Origin of the sequence: Deefgea chitinilytica (genome assembly GCF_016881405.1) — a bacterium.
In the GTDB taxonomy this organism is placed as follows: Bacteria; Pseudomonadota; Gammaproteobacteria; order Burkholderiales; family Chitinibacteraceae; genus Deefgea; species Deefgea chitinilytica.
This window is the reverse complement of the sequence record NZ_WOFE01000001.1, coordinates 320,846-336,795: the sequence shown is the minus strand read 5'-3', so window position 1 is coordinate 336,795 and position 15,950 is coordinate 320,846. Positions and strand designations below refer to the sequence as shown.

The window sequence follows — 15,950 nt, the reverse complement described above, 5'->3', positions numbered from 1 at the left end:
ATGTATATGTACAAAGTCCTTTACAATTAAAGGCCAGAAATACATACCCAATAAAAAAACGGAGCACACTGGCTCCGTTTTTTTCAATCACTAAAAATCAAACGCCAGCATTATGCGCTTGCTGGTCAGCATGGTATGAACTGCGTACCATCGCGCCAACGGCGGCATGTTTAAAGCCTAGCTCATAAGCACGCTTTTCAAAGACTTTGAATTGATCCGGATGCACATAGCGCAACACTGGCAAATGCCCGTTCGATGGCTGTAAATACTGGCCAATCGTAATCATATCGATATCGTGCGCGCGCATGTCTTCCATGACTTGGAACACTTCTTCATCCGTTTCACCCAAACCGACCATAATGCCGGACTTGGTGTTCACGTGTGGATACAAACGCTTAAACTCTTTAAGTAAGTCGAGCGAATGCTGGTAATCCGAGCCCGGGCGCGCTTGCTTGTAAAGGCGTGGCGCGGTTTCCAAATTATGGTTGAGTACGTCAGGCAATGCGTCTTTAAAAATCGACAACGCCAATTCCATCCGACCGCGGAAATCGGGCACCAACACTTCAATCTGTGTCGCCGGGCTCAATTCACGGGTTTTTTGGATGCACTCAGCAAAGTGCGCTGCACCGCCATCACGCAAATCATCACGATCCACCGAGGTAATCACCACGTACTTCAATTTCAACGCGGCAATGGTTTCACCCAAATGGCGTGGCTCGTTTGCATCGAGTGGATTCGGACGACCATGCCCCACATCACAGAACGGACAACGACGGGTACAGATGTCGCCCATAATCATGAAAGTTGCCGTGCCCTTTCCAAAGCACTCGCCAATATTTGGGCAAGTTGCTTCTTCGCAGACAGTATGCAATTTTTGTTCACGCAGAATTTCTTTGATTTCGTAAAAGCGGCTATTATGGCTGGCAGCTTGTACGCGAATCCATTCCGGTTTTTTGATTTTGGTTTCGAGCTGAACAATTTTAATCGGGATGCGGGCGGTTTTAGCTTCGCCTTTGAGTTTCACACCAACTTCTTTTGAAGCGGGTTTTGCCGCCGGCGTCGCGCCAGCAGCCACGTCTTTGATTTGATCTGTGATTTGTTCTGTCATAGCGTCCGAATTACCGCACTATTTATACGGGTAATTGCTTGATTTGTTGAAGAATTTTGTCCGCCATTTTACCGAACAAATCGGCAGGTGTCTTGTTAATCCCTAAATCCACCATCCGTGTGACTTGTAAACCTTGGTAACCACAGGGATTAATCAAGGAAAATGGAGCCAAATCCATGCTTACATTCAAGGCCAAGCCGTGATAGCAGCAGCCGTTTTTAATCCGTAAGCCCAAGCTGGCAATTTTAGCTTCGTATTCACCCCATTCATTCTTGAGCTGAACGTACACGCCCGGCGCATCCACTTTGCCATACGCATCTATGCCGTCTTCAGCGAGCACACCAATCACGCTATTTTCCAGCAAACGCACCAAATCACGCACACCCAATTTATGCCGCCGTAAATCAAGCAACAAATACGCAACCAATTGCCCCGGCCCGTGATAAGTGACTTGCCCTCCACGATCAATCTGCACAATCGGTATATCACTAGTTTGCAGAATATGCTCCGGTTTGCCCGCCAAACCTTGCGTAAACACGGGCGGATGCTCCAGCAACCACAATTCATCGGGCGTGCTGGCATCACGATTTACGGTAAACGCTTGCATCGCTTCAAACGTTGGTAAATAGTCAACCTGCCCTAGCTGTTTGACGATCACATTTGTAATCACATCAGCCACTTAAAGCACCATACGAACCATAGGATGCGCGCGCAGTGCAGCATCAAGCGCGTGCACTTGATCGACATGCTCAAACGTAACCATCAAAGTTAATGCGTGGTAGTTGCCGCTACTTGAGGCGCGGATTTCAATTTTTTCTTCCTCAAAATCAGGCACATGCAAAATAGTTACTTGCAATATTTCTTGCACAAACGTGTCTTGCGCAATGTTTTTGTGGCTGACTGCTTTAACGGGAATCAACACCGGAAACGTCACTAAATCTTCGAGCTTTTGACTCGGAATATCGGTAAATCCAACCATGCCTAATTACTCCAATCGATTATTCATACTACTTAGGGCAGCGCAACGCAGCCCCGCAGCGGTTGCCCGCTGTACTATGTTGGGCTTGACGGCCTTGCTGGCATACGCTATACCTGCAACTTATTTAATCAATGCGACGGCGCATGACCGTCCGCTTAAATTCCTGATAAAACCCAAGCATTTTTTTATATATGGGGCCAACTTGCCCATTTCCTACTGGCTGACCATCGAGTAACACAATTGCGAGAATTTCTTTCGATGACGATGTCAGCCACACTTCATCGGCTTGCCGCAACATCGCTTCCGTCACATCACCTAATTGCAAAGGTAAGCCATATTGCCCCGCCAGCTCGATCAACAAATCATAGGTTATCCCAGTCAGCATCAACTCAGATGGCGCGGGGGCATAGATTATGCCTGTTTTTACGATAAAAATATTGCTTGCCGCACCTTCGATCAGCAAGCCATCCCGCAATAAAATCGTTTCTGCAACGCCTGCATCGGCTGCTTGCTGCTTGGCGAGTACATTCGCAAGTAAGGAGATGGCTTTAATATTGCAGCGCAGCCATCGCACATCAGTGGCAGTAACCGCACTCACGCCTTGCTCGGTCAAGACCGTGGCAGGCGCTTCTAGTTGATCGGCAAATATAAAAACAGTCGGTGACACTTCCGCTGGAAAAGCATGATTACGCGGAAAAGCCGGCCCGCGTGAAACTTGCAAATAGATCGATTGATCATCAAAAGTTTGCTGCGCCACTAAAGATAAAACCAACTCCCGCCATGCTTCTCGCGAATGTGGATTTGGAATACCAATCGCGGCTAAATTTTGCTCAAGCCGAGATAAATGCTCATCCAAACGAAAGACCACCCGGCTATAAACCGGAATCATTTCATAGACGCCATCACCAAATAAAAAACCACGATCCAAAACAGATATTTTTAATTGATCCAGCGGTGCAAACTCGCCATTCAAATACGCAAGATATTGCGGTACATGCATGATGGACTCTCCGATGTAATGTGAGCGCTGCTCTCAGCATAGTTGGAAAATTAGCTGTTCTCAGTCTATACTAAACGCGCAATTTCAAACGATCGTTTCAAAAGGAAGAATCATGAGTGATTTAGCTACACGGTTTAAAACCGCACAAGATGAAGTAGTAAATTTAAATGATGCACCCGATGTACAAACCAAGCTCAAGCTATACGCCTTATATAAACAAGGAAGTGAGGGCGATGTATCGGGCGAACGCCCTTCGGCCATTCAATTTGTTGCCCAAGCAAAATATGATGCTTGGGCCAAACTAGCAGGAATGAGCAATCAAGATGCTATGCAGGGGTATATTGCTCTAGTTGAAGAATTAAAAGCTAACGATGAATAAACTGGTGAGGGGTATTCCCCTCACTGAGGATGAAGTAGCAAAGTTTTATTTTGTTCTTGCATCAACTGAAATGCCGCAGCGGTGATCGGTCGGCTAAATAAATACCCCTGAATCGAATCGGTGCCCGCCGCAGATAAAAACTCTAGCTGTGGCTGCATTTCTACCCCTTCAGCCAATACCGACATTCCCAAAGTTTTACCTAAACCAATAATCGCCATCACAATCGCGGCGTCATTAGCGTCGGTACTAATATCTCGTACAAAACTTTGATCGACCTTTAGCTTGTCAAACGCAAATCGTTTTAGGTACGCCAAGCTTGAATATCCAGTCCCAAAATCATCTAGGGACAACTTCACCCCCAATCGCTTAATGCCTTGCAAAGTCAGCATGACCTGCTCAACTTCTTGCATCACCACCGACTCGGTCACTTCAATTTCTAGATATTTCGCAGGTAAACCAGCATTATCAAGCGCACTTTGAATCAGCTCGAGTAAATTGGCTTGATGCAATTGCAATGGAGAAACATTCACCGCAATTGTAATGGGCGGCAACCCTGCTTGCTGCCAGCCAGCAGCGATCCGACAAGCCTCTTGCATCACCCAATTCCCTATCGGCACAATTAAGCGTGATTCTTCAGCAATTGGAATAAATTTAGATGGCGAAATCAGACCTTTCTCAGGGTGATTCCATCGAATCAGCGCTTCCGCACCAATAATACAGCCAGTTTTTAGGCTCACCTGAGGTTGGAAATACACCTCAAACTCGTTATTTTCCAGAGCCCTGCGCATACTGGTTTCTAAAATCAAGCGCTCTGACGCTCGTGCGTTCATATCTGCCGTAAAAAATTGATAGTTATTACGGCCACTCGCCTTGGCCTGATACATCGCCACATCAGCGTTTTTAATTAAAACGTCTGGATCTCGGCCATCATCAGGAAACACGCTGATACCAATCGAAGTCGACGTCGCAAAATTGCCCGCATCCAATGAAAACGAATCATGAAAAGACGATAAAATTCGGTCGGCAATATTTCCTGCGACCAAGGGATTTGGCAAATCAGCCAACACCAAGACAAATTCATCACCGCCTAAGCGGGATAATATATCTTGCTTACCGACAATTTGCCGTAAACGCCCAGCTACTTGCGCCAACACCATATCACCAGCCGAATGACCTAATGAATCATTGATGGTTTTAAAACGATCCAAATCTAAAAATAACACAGCCAATTGCGTATTATGTTTTTCAGCATTGGCAACCGCTAGCCGCAACTCATCCCGCAATAAATTGCGATTAGCTAAACCCGTTACCGTATCAAAATTAGCAAGTTCAGTAATCCGATCTTGCGCCTCTTTACGCTCGGTAATATCGGTCATCGTACCAATTAAACGGCTTGGTTTACCACGGGCATCAAAATCAACAAATTTACCGCGTGTTTGAAACCAACGAAAATCGCCTAATTTTATCTTGCGACGAAACTCAACAGCAAATTGCGCTGAATTACCAACATAATAATCTCGATATGCAGAAACAGCCTGCTCTCTATCATTCGGGTGCAGTTGGTCTTTCCATTTATCAAATGTTTCAACTAGCTCTCCGGGCTGATAACCCAGCAATCGATCATACTCAGGGCTGGTAATTGCAGTACGGCGACCATCTAATGGCATATCGAATAAACCGGTGCTAGATGCTTCAAGCGCTAAACGAAGTTGCTGTTCTGATTTAACAATTGCCTCTTCTTGCATGCGACGTTCAGAAATATCGCGAACAACAGCACAATTGTATTCTTGGCCTTTAAATAAAATATAATTGGAATGAACTTCACACGGAAATTCTTCACCAGTTCTGGTTTTTAAAATAATTTCATCAAATAAATGTCGATGTTGGCGTAATAAATTCCAGAATTTCGGCCAGCTTTCCGGCTTAAAGTTAGGATTAATATCACGAAAGCGCATCGACATTAAATCTTGCTCGGAATACCCGAAACGATGACAAGTCGTGGCATTGATATAGCGAATATGTCCGGCCGGATCGAGCCAGATTGCCATATCTGCACCATTCTCAATCGCAACTTTAGTCAAATATAAATCAGCTTCCGTTCTTTCTAAACGGCGAAGCTGGCGCAAAACATAAATTAATAAAGCAGATCCGCCCAACAGCAAAGTAAACGCCATGCCTATGGTGATAAATGTTTCTTTCCACCATGGGGCTAAAACATCATCGCGATTAATGCCAACCGAAACACCTAATGGCCAGCCTTCTACACGTCGCCAACCATAAATCCTTGTGATATTGTCGATCTTGCTGGTTTCATAAAACACACCACTTTCCGTGCCACTGGAAACGCGGTCAAAAAATTCTTTATGAGAAATATCTCGACCGATTTCTTCATCTAATCGTGGATAGCGCGCCAAGGAAATACCATCATCGCGAAATAAGCGAATAACCAGATCTCGGTTTTGATTAATCGATGAATAAAACTTATGAAAATAAGCCGGATTTAGACCCGCAATGATCGCCCCAGAGAAAATTGAATTTTTATCAAGAACGCCAGTGACAAATGGAATGATCGAATCGGTTCCGGTTGGATCGGCTTGTTGCTCCGCGATATAAAATGGCGCTTGCGGCCGAGAGCGAATTACTCGGAAAAACTGGCTGCTTGATAAGTTGTGAGTTTTCACAGGGTACATCAAGCTAGACGCTGTCAACACACCACTACTATTTGCCAATCCCATGCTACTCAGTTGGGAGTACTGGCCGACAAAGCGCAGCATAAAAGCATGCAAACAGGCTGAATCTTGCACCGCCAAACAAGATTGAAAAATTTCATCCTGCTCGATTGTATTTAACGCTGACAACGTCCCTTCCATCGTGCGACCAACATGCTGATCAAACGCACGCGCTAGCAACAGCATCTCCTGCTCAGCCTTCGCAAGCGTAGCCTGATAACTACGCCAGGTTGACACGCCTTGAATCACCAAGGCAGCAACAAACACGCAGATAAACAAGAAAACGAGGACTTTACGAATCCAGCCAAAAGAGTCACCTGACTCTTCATAATGCTGCTTAGAAAGGTTATTTGACACGCAGTCTTTCTCTATATGATCGATTCAGTTAGTTTTTCTAACAGCAGTATATTCACTTTATCATAATGCAAAATACTCACGACATATCAAACCAACTTAATAGCGTGCCCATCATCGCAACAAAGCAATAATTTGTGAAATGAATTGTCATTTACAACATGCAAGTTTGAGAGCCTCAATCAAAACAAAGATAGTAGCTTAGTTATGCCGGGCACGGAACTCAGAAACACAGCCAAACCCAGCAACAAATTATAAGCTAAAGTTACAATTTGCCACAAAAGCATTTACCCACAAAAAAACCGCCACATCGATGGCGGTTTTAAGCGCTCAAGCTCGCTTACTTGCGAGTAGTTGATGCCGCAATTCGATTGCGCTCATCCAAATTAATAGGCTCCTTGTCCCACAACAAAGCACGGCCGTCAATTTGACCTTGTTTGAGCTCTGGATTTTTTGCCAAAACACCTTCAATAAATTGCGTGTACTCTGAAACGTAAGTCGTATCTTTACCAAACATGTGCATCTCCTCAGTGCAATCTTAATTTCCCGTATTATAACCGAGGGCTGTCGCAGGCGGCGGACTTGTTTAACAATCCGCTTCGTTACCAGCAATCCGGATGATGAAATATCCACTCGATACTACGCGCAAGCGGCTATTTTTACCGAGAAACCTGGGTATATAACCCAGGGCTTTATTCTTTAATGACTACGTGGCAATACATCAGTCCGCCATCGCTTCTTCTAAAACTTCAATAAACCGCGCATTTTCAGACGGTAAGCCGATCGATACTCGCAAACTATTATTCATGCCGTAGCCTGCCAATGGCCGCACAATCACACCGCGTTCCAGCATAAATTGATTGAGCAGCTTCGCATCGCCGCAATGGAAGGTGACAAAATTACCGCTCGACTCAATAAAACTAATCCCAAGACGGCGAAAAGCCGCGGTAATTTGCTGCATCCCTTCATTATTCACGCGTACCGATTCTTGCAAAAACTCCAGATCATCCAAGGCAGCACACGCAGCCGCTTGCGCCAGACTATTGACATTAAACGCTTGGCGTACGCGATTGAGCATGTCGATGATTTCGTTACTGGCCAGCGCAAAGCCCACCCGTAGCCCCGCCAAACCATACGCTTTGGAGAACGTCCGCACGACGATTAGGTTTGGAAATTGTTTCAACCAAGCAATTGAATCACTACGTTTTGCTGCTGGTAAAAACTCGGTATACGCCTCATCAAGCACCACGATCACGTTCTTTGGGCACAACTCCATAAACTCAATCAAATCGCCCGGCCGTGCCAACGTGCCGGTTGGATTATTCGGATTAGCAATCCAAACAATTTTGGTCGACGGCAAAATCGCCGCGCGCATCGCCTCTAAATCGTGACCATAATCAACCGCCTTCACGCTGATGCCCGTCGCACCCATCGCTTGCGTCGCCAATGGATACACCGCAAACGCGTATTCGGAATACACCGCCGAATCACCCGCTTGTAAAAACGCATGGGAAATCAATTCGAGCACATCATTCGAGCCATTGCCCAAGACGATTTGATTGAGCTCAACGCCAAATTTCTGTGCAATTTTGGCTTTCAGCTCAAAACCATTCCCATCCGGATAACGCGCCAATTCAGCAATTTCTGCCTCAAGCGCCGCACGCGCTTTTGGCCCCATGCCGAGTGGATTTTCATTGGATGCCAATTTAACGATATCAGCTGGATTTAAACCCATTTCGCGCGCCAATTCGGAAACTGGTTTACCGGGTTGATACGGCGCAATCGCACGGATGTGTTCGGGGGCAAGCGTACTCAGTGACATGATCTTTCCTATTCTTTTTCGAATGAAATTAGCGTGGTGAATTAAGTAGGGATAATTTGATTCAGGACTTTTACCAAACGCAAACTGGCCGGCAAGGCAAACTGCGCGAGCTGACGTACTTCGGATTCAACTAAAATCTCAAATCCATTCCGTAAATAAAACCGTACCGCGGCGGGGTTACCGCTATCGACGTCCACGTGCAGACTGGCATAACCCGCTTCGCGCGCGGCGTAACACACTTGCGCCAGCATACGCTCACCCAGTTTCTGACCACGATGCGCAGCATCCACAGCAATCGTGCGTAAATACCAAGCATTTTTGGGTACGTGTGGAAATAAAAAATCAAGCTGATACTGCCGTTCACGCAAGATCGTAAGATCTAATGCCAGAGTACCTAGCTCAAACTCATCATTTAATTGAAGTTGCGCGCCATACCCTGCTGCATAATGAAAAACTAAGGCAATCAGCTCTTCATCGGCATTACGTAGCACCTGCGCGTTACGATAGCTATAACTGCCGGCCTCGGCTTGCCAAAGCTGCGCCAAGTTAAGCAAGATCAGTTCTGGCGGTAATGCAAACCAATAATCATAAAAAGGGGCGTCAGACTGATAAATCAGCGCCGCCGCCCTCTTTGCATCAGTTGCCAAGGCTAAACCTAAGTTTTCCACCACTCACCTACATTGCTGGTCGGTTTTTGCTGCAACAAATCCAACAAATCAGCAGACTCATCGGCACTCAATAACTTATCGGCATCGCTGTCTTTAACAAAGCCTTCATTCACTGCCTGCGCGACCATGGCACGTAGTGGCACAAAATAATCTGCGGTATTGAGCAGGCCAACTGGTTTTTCATGTAAGCCAATTTGCCCCCAAGTCAGGATCTCAAATAGCTCATCAAATGTGCCAAAACCACCGGGCATCGCAATAAACGCATCACCCAGTTCAGCCATTCGTGCCTTACGGGTATGCATCGAATCAACAACCTCTAATTGGCTGCAAGCGCCATACCCCAGCTCACGCTCAACCATAAATTGCGGAATCACACCAATCACTTTGCCACCGGCATCGAGACAAGCCTCAGCGACCGCGCCCATTAAACCAACGTGACCGCCGCCATAAACCAAAGTAATGTCACGCTCGGCCAATTCGCGGCCAAGCTTTTGTGCTGCATGGCGGTAGACTTCTTTATTACCGAAACGTGAACCACAAAATACCACGACTGATTTCATTGAGTTTTCCACATTTTAAAGTGCTATTTTTTGTCCACGAAAAACATGCTCCGCAGGAAAGTCCCTTGCGGATGCGACAATCACGAAAAAGTCCAAATGCAAAATAAATGCTGCATACACTTTGCATACCACTGGCGGGCATAAAAATGGAACTTAACTGATAAAACAGTAATGCCTTTTCTTGCCTTTCGTGTTTTTCGTAGACTCCCGTTTAATACTTGTGCTGTTATGAAGCTGCAAAGCCATTAAACGGGGTGAACATCACAATCAAATGACAGCTTGTGGGTAAGAGCCCAAAACCTTTACAAATGCCGCAACATCTTGCAATTCTTTCAGCGCTTTTTGTAAATGCGCGTCTTCAACAAAGCCATCAACATCGGCAAAAAACACATATTCCCACAAACCAGTTCGACTTGGTCGCGATTCGAATTTGCTCATTGAAACGCCATTACGTGCTAGCGGCTCAACCAAAGCATGCAATGCGCCCGGACGATTCGGCGCTGAAATCACCAGCGAAGTTTTATCTTTCCCCGAACGCGCCGCATTTTGATAGCCAAGTACCAAGAAGCGCGTTGTGTTGTTTGGCTCGTCTTCGATGTTTTCGGCCAATTTAACTAAACCAAATTTCTCAGCCGCTGAATCGCCAGCAATCGCCGCACTACTTGGATCAAGGCTAGCTAAACGCGCCGCTTCGGCATTACTCGCTACCGAAATTCGCTCTACCCCTTCAGGTAAGTTTTTATTCAACCATTCATGGCATTGCGCCAAGCTTTGCGCGTGTGAATAAACACGTTTGACATCGCTCAATCCAGCAACTGCACGCAAAAAATGATGATGAATTCGCAATACGACTTCGCCACACACTTGTAGTGGCGTGGTCACCATGAGATCTAAAGTTCGACCAACTGCACCTTCAGTTGAATTCTCAACGGGAGCAACCACATAATCTGCGCCACGCGCTTCCACCACTCGGAACGCTTCATCAATTGACGCGCAAGCCTGCATCGCCGCCGCATGACCGAAATGCTTGACTGCTGCCGCTTGGCTAAAGGTGCCTTCAGGCCCCAAAAATGCGATTGTGAGTGGGCGCTCCAGCGCCAAACACGCCGACATAATTTCACGGAACAAGCGCGCACAAGTTTCGCCCGACAGCGGTCCAGGATTCAGTTCTTTAATCCGCGTCAGCACTTGTGCTTCGCGCTCAGGGCGATAAACGACGCCACCGCCCTTGATTTCACCAATGGTGCGCGCGTGTTCGGCGCGTTGATTAATCAGTTGCAATACCTGTAAATCAATCGCATCAATCGCATCGCGATGCTGTTTTAACAAATCATCAGACATGAATAAACTCAATGATTGGGTTTGAATAAGGCGGCGTCAACAATCGACCACAAATGAATAATCCAGCCGAGTAGAATCCACCACAACACAGCGGCAGCAACAAACATCAGCGCCGCTTTTAGCACACGGCCTTGCAGCAATTGCCCCAAGCCAGGAATGAAAAAACTCGCCAATGCGGCAATCACATTACCGCCAGAACCTTGTCCCGCCATGATGTTAGCCCTTCGTTTTTGCAAATTCGTTCATATACGCTGCCAGTGCTTGGCAACCTTCGAGTGGCATCGCGTTATAAATTGAAGCGCGCATACCGCCCACCGAGCGATGGCCTTTTAATTGCAATAAATGCCGCGCTTCAGCGCCAGCCAGGAATTCTTTATCGAGATTGCTATCAGCGAGTGTGAATGGGATATTCATCCGTGAGCGATTGGCCAACGCCACCGGGCAATGATAGAAACCATTGGAAGCATCAATCGCGGAGTACAAGACATTGGCTTTGGCGATATTTTTTTGCTCCATCACCGCCAAACCGCCATTTTTCAATAACCATTTGAAAACTAAACCAGCCACATAAATACCAAATGTTGGCGGGGTGTTGTACATTGAGCCGTTATCTGCAAAAGTTTTATAATTCATTAAAGTGGGTATATCACTACGAGCCTTACCCAACATATCCTCTCGAACAATACTAAGAGCAACGCCAGATGGACCAATATTTTTTTGCGCACCTGCGTAAATAACTGCAAATTGGCTAACATCAATTGGGCGCGACAAAATATTAGAAGACATATCGCAAATCAGCGGTACACCATCGCTTTGCGGAATGTGATTGAATTCAACGCCGCCGATGGTTTCATTGCTGCAATAATGCAAATAAGCCGCATCTGGTGTGCGTTGCCAAGTTGACTCTTCTGGCACATAGCTAAAGTTTTTATCTTCACTGCTGGCGACAATATTCACTTTGGCATAGCGTTTTGCCTCAGCAATTGCGCCTTTTGACCAATGGCCTGTGTGAACAAAATCAATCGTGCTATCCGTTTGCGCAAAATTAAGTGGCAACATTGAAAACTGCAACATCGCGCCACCTTGCAAAAACAGCACTTTATAGTTATCGGGAATTGCCATTAACGCGCGCAAATCGGCTTCGGCTTCACTCAAAATTTGCCCAAACTCAATACCGCGATGGCTCATTTCCATCACGCTCATGCCCGAACCATGCCAATCAAGCAATTCAGCTTGCACTTGGCGCAACACTTCAGACGGTAAAACGGCAGGACCAGCAGAAAAATTAAACACTTGGGTCATAAAGCGATTCTCTTAAAACAATATTTTGAATTGACAGCGAATTAGCTGAGTAAAAAATGCGCGCGTGCTGTTGCTACCGGTTTGCTTTCATCATCTTGCCACGCCGTCATCAATACATTGGCAACACGTTTGCCTTGGCGAACAATTTCACAGCGACCATACAAATCCTGCGCCCGCGCCGAGCGGAGATAATCGATAGAAAAATCAACAATGCGCGGGATTCCCGCTGATTCTTGTGCCCACATCAGATGGAGTACCGCTGCGTTTTCTAAGAAGCCACCAATCACACCACCATGAATCGCGGGCAATAACACATTGCCAATATTGTGTTCAGCAAAAGGTAATAAAAATTGTGGCTGACCATCTCGCTCAAGCGCTTGAATCCCTAATAATCTTGCATAGGGTATTTTCTCCAAGGCATCAGCCAGATTAGCGAAGCAAGCAATACCCTCACTCATGATACAGACTCCTTATTCGAAGCCATTCGCGCAAATGTCGAGACTGAATGCGCGACCGGTTTTTCTGGATCATCTTGATAAGCCGTCGCGCGCATAAAGGCGATCGCCTCAGTAAGCCGATAGCATTCAGCGGTGCAATACAAGGGCAAATCGGGTTTGGCGGGGCGTAAATAATCAATCCGAAGATCAAGCGTTGCGGCAGCTTCGGGGGCAGACAATAAGGTATACAGTGAAATACCACTTGCAGTATCAATCAGGGAAGTCACCACACCGCCATGCAAAACCCGCGTTGCGGGATTGCCGATCAGCGCGTTTTGAAATGGTAACTTCAAGGTGACCTTACCGCGTTCCGCGGTCACCAATTCCAGACCTAATGTTTTGCAATGCGGCAGCGCCATAAACCATGGCGCGACTTGAGCAAAGAATTCAGGGTGTGCAACCGGTAACCACAGTCCGCTCATAAATCGCCTTTATTCTTCGCTAGGATTGGCTTCTTCTGCGACATCAGGAGCGACGACTGTCGCATCACTCGCAACCCCCGCTTCGCTAAATTCAGCGTCTTCTGGCTCATCAACCTCAGCTACTTTTTGCAAGCCAGATAAGTGCTCGCCTTCGTCCAGATTAATTAAGCGCACACCTTGTGCAGAACGACCCGTTTCGCGAATTTGATTCACCTTGGTGCGAATCAATACACCGCCGGTGGTAATCAGCATCACGTCGTCCGATTCTTCAACCAAGCTTGCCGCAACTAATTTCAAGCCGGTTTTATCAGTCAAGTCCATCGCGATCACGCCTTGCGTGCCACGGCTGGTATGGCGGAAATCGCCCACCGGCGTACGTTTGCCATAACCGCCGTCGCTGGCGGTCAATACCATTTGCTCGTCCGAATTGGCGACCAGCAGCGAAATAACTTTTTGACCTTCGCCCAACTTCATGCCACGCACACCTGCGGCAGTACGACCCATGGCACGGACGTCATCTTCGGCGAAACGCACTGATTTACCGGCATCAGAGAACAACATCACTTGATCAGTACCATTGGTGAGCGCCACGCCAACCAAGTAGTTACCTTCATCTAGATTGATCGCGATAATACCGTTGCGTTTTGGCCGCGAGAAATCAGCCAGTGAGGTTTTCTTCACGGTGCCATCGGCGGTCGCCATAAAGATGAAGTGATCTTCAACAAACTCGGCCACCGGTAAAATCGCGTTGATTTTCTCGCCCTCTTCCAAAGGCAACAGATTCACAATCGGTTTGCCACGGCTAGTGCGGCCACCTTGTGGCAATTCATAGACTTTCAGCCAGTACACCCGACCGCGCGAGCTAAAGCACAAGATGTAGTTATGCGTATTGGCCACAAACAGGCTGTCGATAAAGTCATCGTCCTTAGTCGCTGCCGCTTGCTTACCGCGCCCGCCGCGTTTTTGCGCGCGATATTCTTCGACCGCAGTGGCTTTCATATAGCCGCCATGCGTTAAGGTCACCACCATATCTTGCGGCGTAATCAGATCTTCGAGGCATAGGTCTTCACCATGCGCGATGATTTCTGAACGACGTTCATCACCAAAGTTCGCTTTCACTTCCAGCATTTCATTGCGGATGATTTCAGTCACACGCTCTTCACGCGCCAAGATATCGAGCAAATCGAGGATTTTCTCAACGACTTCTTTGTATTCAGCAATAATTTTATCTTGCTCAAGCCCGGTCAAACGTTGCAAACGCAATTCCAAAATCGCCTGCGCTTGCACATCAGACAGACGATAGCCCTCATCGGATAAGCCATAAATTTCCGGCAAACCTTCTGGGCGCGAAGCATCCGCGTCGCTTCGTGCCAGCATTTCACCGACCAAGCCGGATTTCCACACGCGACTCATCAGGCCAGTTTTGGCATCGCTCGGTGTAGGCGCAGCCTTAATCAAGGCTATGATTTCATCAACATTCGACAGCGCAACCGCCAAGCCTTCCAACACATGACCGCGATCGCGCGCTTTACGCAACTCAAACACGGTGCGGCGAGTAACAACTTCACGACGGTGTTTCAAGAAGCATTCTAAAACTTGCTTCAGATTCAACAGGCGGGGCTGACCATCCACCAAGGCGACCATATTGATACCGAAACTATCTTGCAGTTGCGTGTGCTTATAAAGATTGTTTAGAACCACGTCAGCCATTTCGCCGCGTTTCAGTTCAATGGCCACGCGCATACCGGATTTATCCGATTCATCGCGTAAGTCAGAAATACCTTCGATGGTTTTCTCACGCACCAACTCTGCGATACGCTCTAAAAGACGGGCTTTATTCACTTGGTACGGCAACTCATCGACGATAATCGCTTGGCGATCACCATTTTTACCACACTCTTCAAAGTGGGTCCGCGCACGCATTACGACACGGCCACGGCCTGTGCGGTAGCCTTCACGCACGCCATGAATGCCATAAATAATACCCGCCGTTGGGAAATCAGGCGCAGGGATGTAATCAATCAACTCATCGATGGTCAGCTCGCTATTATCCAATAGCGCTAAGCTAGCATTGATCACTTCACCTAAATTATGTGGCGGAATATTGGTCGCCATACCGACAGCGATACCTGATGATCCATTCACCAATAAATTTGGAATCCGCGTTGGTAAAACGGTAGGCTCAAGTTCTTTCTCGTCATAGTTCGGTGTGAAATCGACCGTTTCTTTGTCGATATCAGCCAACAACTCGCTGGAAATCTTTTGTAAACGACACTCGGTATAACGGTAAGCAGCAGCGCGATCGCCATCGATTGAACCAAAGTTACCTTGACCATCAATCAAGGTGTAACGCAGCGAAAAGCCTTGCGCCATCCGGACCAAGGCTTCGTAAGCGGCAAAGTCGCCGTGTGGGTGGTATTTACCCAACACATCACCAATCACACGCGCGCATTTGACGTAAGGTCGATTCCAGACGTTACTGCTTTCATGCATCGCAAATAAAATACGGCGGTGAACGGGTTTTAAACCATCGCGCACATCAGGTAGCGCACGGCCTACAATCACGCTCATAGCGTAATCTAAATAGGAATGGCGCATTTCCTCTTCGAGGCTGACAGGGATCGTTTCTTTGGCAAAACTGAATTGTTCGAGCATTGATAAGGCCGATTAGTGAAAAACGTAAGGACTATCAAAACCAGGACTGAAACTAACTTTCAGAACTAGCGGATTTTTAGGCTTTTTGAAACTTTGTTACAAAAAATACAGACTAGTCAGATTCAAATAATCTA

General features: G+C 46.9%; 16 protein-coding genes. 1 reads left to right on the top strand and 15 read right to left on the bottom strand.

Annotation, left to right across the window (positions count from 1 at the left end; all coding sequences use genetic code 11):
* Positions 1–97: 97 nt before the first annotated feature.
* The 4 genes from lipA to GM173_RS01535 form a co-directional block, all read right to left on the bottom strand.
* Entirely contained in the window at positions 98–1,108 is a 1,011-nt protein-coding gene (gene lipA / locus GM173_RS01550; protein WP_203569565.1) for a lipoyl synthase, read from the bottom strand.
* A 22-nt stretch (positions 1,109–1,130) separates the two neighbouring features.
* Complete coding sequence (lipB, locus tag GM173_RS01545) at positions 1,131–1,766, bottom strand: lipoyl(octanoyl) transferase LipB (protein ID WP_203570338.1); 636 nt, start codon at positions 1,764–1,766, stop codon at positions 1,131–1,133.
* A 21-nt stretch (positions 1,767–1,787) separates the two neighbouring features.
* Entirely contained in the window at positions 1,788–2,087 is a 300-nt protein-coding gene (locus tag GM173_RS01540; RefSeq protein WP_203569564.1) for a YbeD family protein, read from the bottom strand.
* 124 nt (positions 2,088–2,211) lie between these two features.
* Entirely contained in the window at positions 2,212–3,087 is an 876-nt protein-coding gene (locus GM173_RS01535) for a D-amino acid aminotransferase (protein ID WP_203569563.1), read from the bottom strand.
* A 112-nt stretch (positions 3,088–3,199) separates the two neighbouring features.
* Between GM173_RS01535 and GM173_RS01530 the strand changes: the two genes are divergently transcribed.
* On the top strand, positions 3,200–3,466 hold the full coding sequence (locus GM173_RS01530; protein WP_203569562.1) for an acyl-CoA-binding protein: 267 nt from the start codon (positions 3,200–3,202) through the stop codon (positions 3,464–3,466).
* A gap of 20 nt (positions 3,467–3,486) precedes the next feature.
* Here the strand turns inward: GM173_RS01530 and GM173_RS01525 are convergent, their stop codons facing one another.
* The 11 genes from GM173_RS01525 to gyrA form a co-directional block, all read right to left on the bottom strand.
* Complete coding sequence (locus tag GM173_RS01525; protein WP_203569561.1) at positions 3,487–6,552, bottom strand: bifunctional diguanylate cyclase/phosphodiesterase; 3,066 nt, start codon at positions 6,550–6,552, stop codon at positions 3,487–3,489.
* Between the two features lie 337 nt (positions 6,553–6,889).
* Positions 6,890–7,066: a DUF3460 family protein gene (locus tag GM173_RS01520; RefSeq protein ID WP_203569560.1), complete on the bottom strand. Its 177-nt coding sequence runs from the start codon at positions 7,064–7,066 to the stop codon at positions 6,890–6,892.
* A gap of 204 nt (positions 7,067–7,270) precedes the next feature.
* Positions 7,271–8,371, bottom strand: a complete 1,101-nt coding sequence (gene hisC / locus GM173_RS01515; RefSeq protein WP_203569559.1) for a histidinol-phosphate transaminase — start codon at positions 8,369–8,371, stop codon at positions 7,271–7,273.
* 41 nt (positions 8,372–8,412) lie between these two features.
* Positions 8,413–9,039, bottom strand: coding sequence for a GNAT family N-acetyltransferase (locus tag GM173_RS16265; protein ID WP_203569558.1), 627 nt, complete (start codon positions 9,037–9,039; stop codon positions 8,413–8,415).
* Entirely contained in the window at positions 9,027–9,599 is a 573-nt protein-coding gene (locus GM173_RS01505) for an LOG family protein (protein ID WP_203569557.1), read from the bottom strand. Before GM173_RS01505 ends, GM173_RS16265 begins: the two co-directional genes overlap by 13 nt.
* Positions 9,600–9,866: 267 nt before the next feature.
* Positions 9,867–10,940: a prephenate dehydratase gene (pheA, locus tag GM173_RS01500; RefSeq protein WP_203569556.1), complete on the bottom strand. Its 1,074-nt coding sequence runs from the start codon at positions 10,938–10,940 to the stop codon at positions 9,867–9,869.
* 8 nt (positions 10,941–10,948) lie between these two features.
* A complete protein-coding gene (locus tag GM173_RS01495; protein WP_203569555.1) occupies positions 10,949–11,152 on the bottom strand; it encodes a DUF6677 family protein in 204 nt (67 codons plus the stop codon).
* Between the two features lie 4 nt (positions 11,153–11,156).
* Entirely contained in the window at positions 11,157–12,242 is a 1,086-nt protein-coding gene (gene serC / locus GM173_RS01490; protein WP_203569554.1) for a 3-phosphoserine/phosphohydroxythreonine transaminase, read from the bottom strand.
* 41 nt (positions 12,243–12,283) lie between these two features.
* On the bottom strand, positions 12,284–12,700 hold the full coding sequence (locus tag GM173_RS01485) for a PaaI family thioesterase (protein ID WP_203569553.1): 417 nt from the start codon (positions 12,698–12,700) through the stop codon (positions 12,284–12,286).
* A complete protein-coding gene (locus GM173_RS01480) occupies positions 12,697–13,161 on the bottom strand; it encodes a PaaI family thioesterase (RefSeq protein ID WP_203569552.1) in 465 nt (154 codons plus the stop codon). Before GM173_RS01480 ends, GM173_RS01485 begins: the two co-directional genes overlap by 4 nt.
* A gap of 9 nt (positions 13,162–13,170) precedes the next feature.
* Complete coding sequence (gene gyrA, locus GM173_RS01475; protein WP_203569551.1) at positions 13,171–15,816, bottom strand: DNA gyrase subunit A; 2,646 nt, start codon at positions 15,814–15,816, stop codon at positions 13,171–13,173.
* Positions 15,817–15,950 lie beyond the last annotated feature (134 nt).

What these genes read in the sequence shown, in the direction of transcription:
- lipA (WP_203569565.1), bottom strand. Translation starts at nt 1,108, where the DNA reads ATGACAGAACAAATCACAGATCAAATCAAAGACGTGGCTGCTGGCGCG.
- GM173_RS01540 (WP_203569564.1), bottom strand. Translation starts at nt 2,087, where the DNA reads ATGGTTGGATTTACCGATATTCCGAGTCAAAAGCTCGAAGATTTAGTG.
- GM173_RS01535 (WP_203569563.1), bottom strand. Translation starts at nt 3,087, where the DNA reads ATGCATGTACCGCAATATCTTGCGTATTTGAATGGCGAGTTTGCACCG.
- GM173_RS01530 (WP_203569562.1), top strand. Translation starts at nt 3,200, where the DNA reads ATGAGTGATTTAGCTACACGGTTTAAAACCGCACAAGATGAAGTAGTA.
- GM173_RS01520 (WP_203569560.1), bottom strand. Translation starts at nt 7,066, where the DNA reads ATGTTTGGTAAAGATACGACTTACGTTTCAGAGTACACGCAATTTATT.
- hisC (WP_203569559.1), bottom strand. Translation starts at nt 8,371, where the DNA reads ATGTCACTGAGTACGCTTGCCCCCGAACACATCCGTGCGATTGCGCCG.
- GM173_RS01505 (WP_203569557.1), bottom strand. Translation starts at nt 9,599, where the DNA reads ATGAAATCAGTCGTGGTATTTTGTGGTTCACGTTTCGGTAATAAAGAA.
- pheA (WP_203569556.1), bottom strand. Translation starts at nt 10,940, where the DNA reads ATGTCTGATGATTTGTTAAAACAGCATCGCGATGCGATTGATGCGATT.
- GM173_RS01495 (WP_203569555.1), bottom strand. Translation starts at nt 11,152, where the DNA reads ATGGCGGGACAAGGTTCTGGCGGTAATGTGATTGCCGCATTGGCGAGT.
- serC (WP_203569554.1), bottom strand. Translation starts at nt 12,242, where the DNA reads ATGACCCAAGTGTTTAATTTTTCTGCTGGTCCTGCCGTTTTACCGTCT.
- GM173_RS01485 (WP_203569553.1), bottom strand. Translation starts at nt 12,700, where the DNA reads ATGAGTGAGGGTATTGCTTGCTTCGCTAATCTGGCTGATGCCTTGGAG.
- GM173_RS01480 (WP_203569552.1), bottom strand. Translation starts at nt 13,161, where the DNA reads ATGAGCGGACTGTGGTTACCGGTTGCACACCCTGAATTCTTTGCTCAA.
- gyrA (WP_203569551.1), bottom strand. Translation starts at nt 15,816, where the DNA reads ATGCTCGAACAATTCAGTTTTGCCAAAGAAACGATCCCTGTCAGCCTC.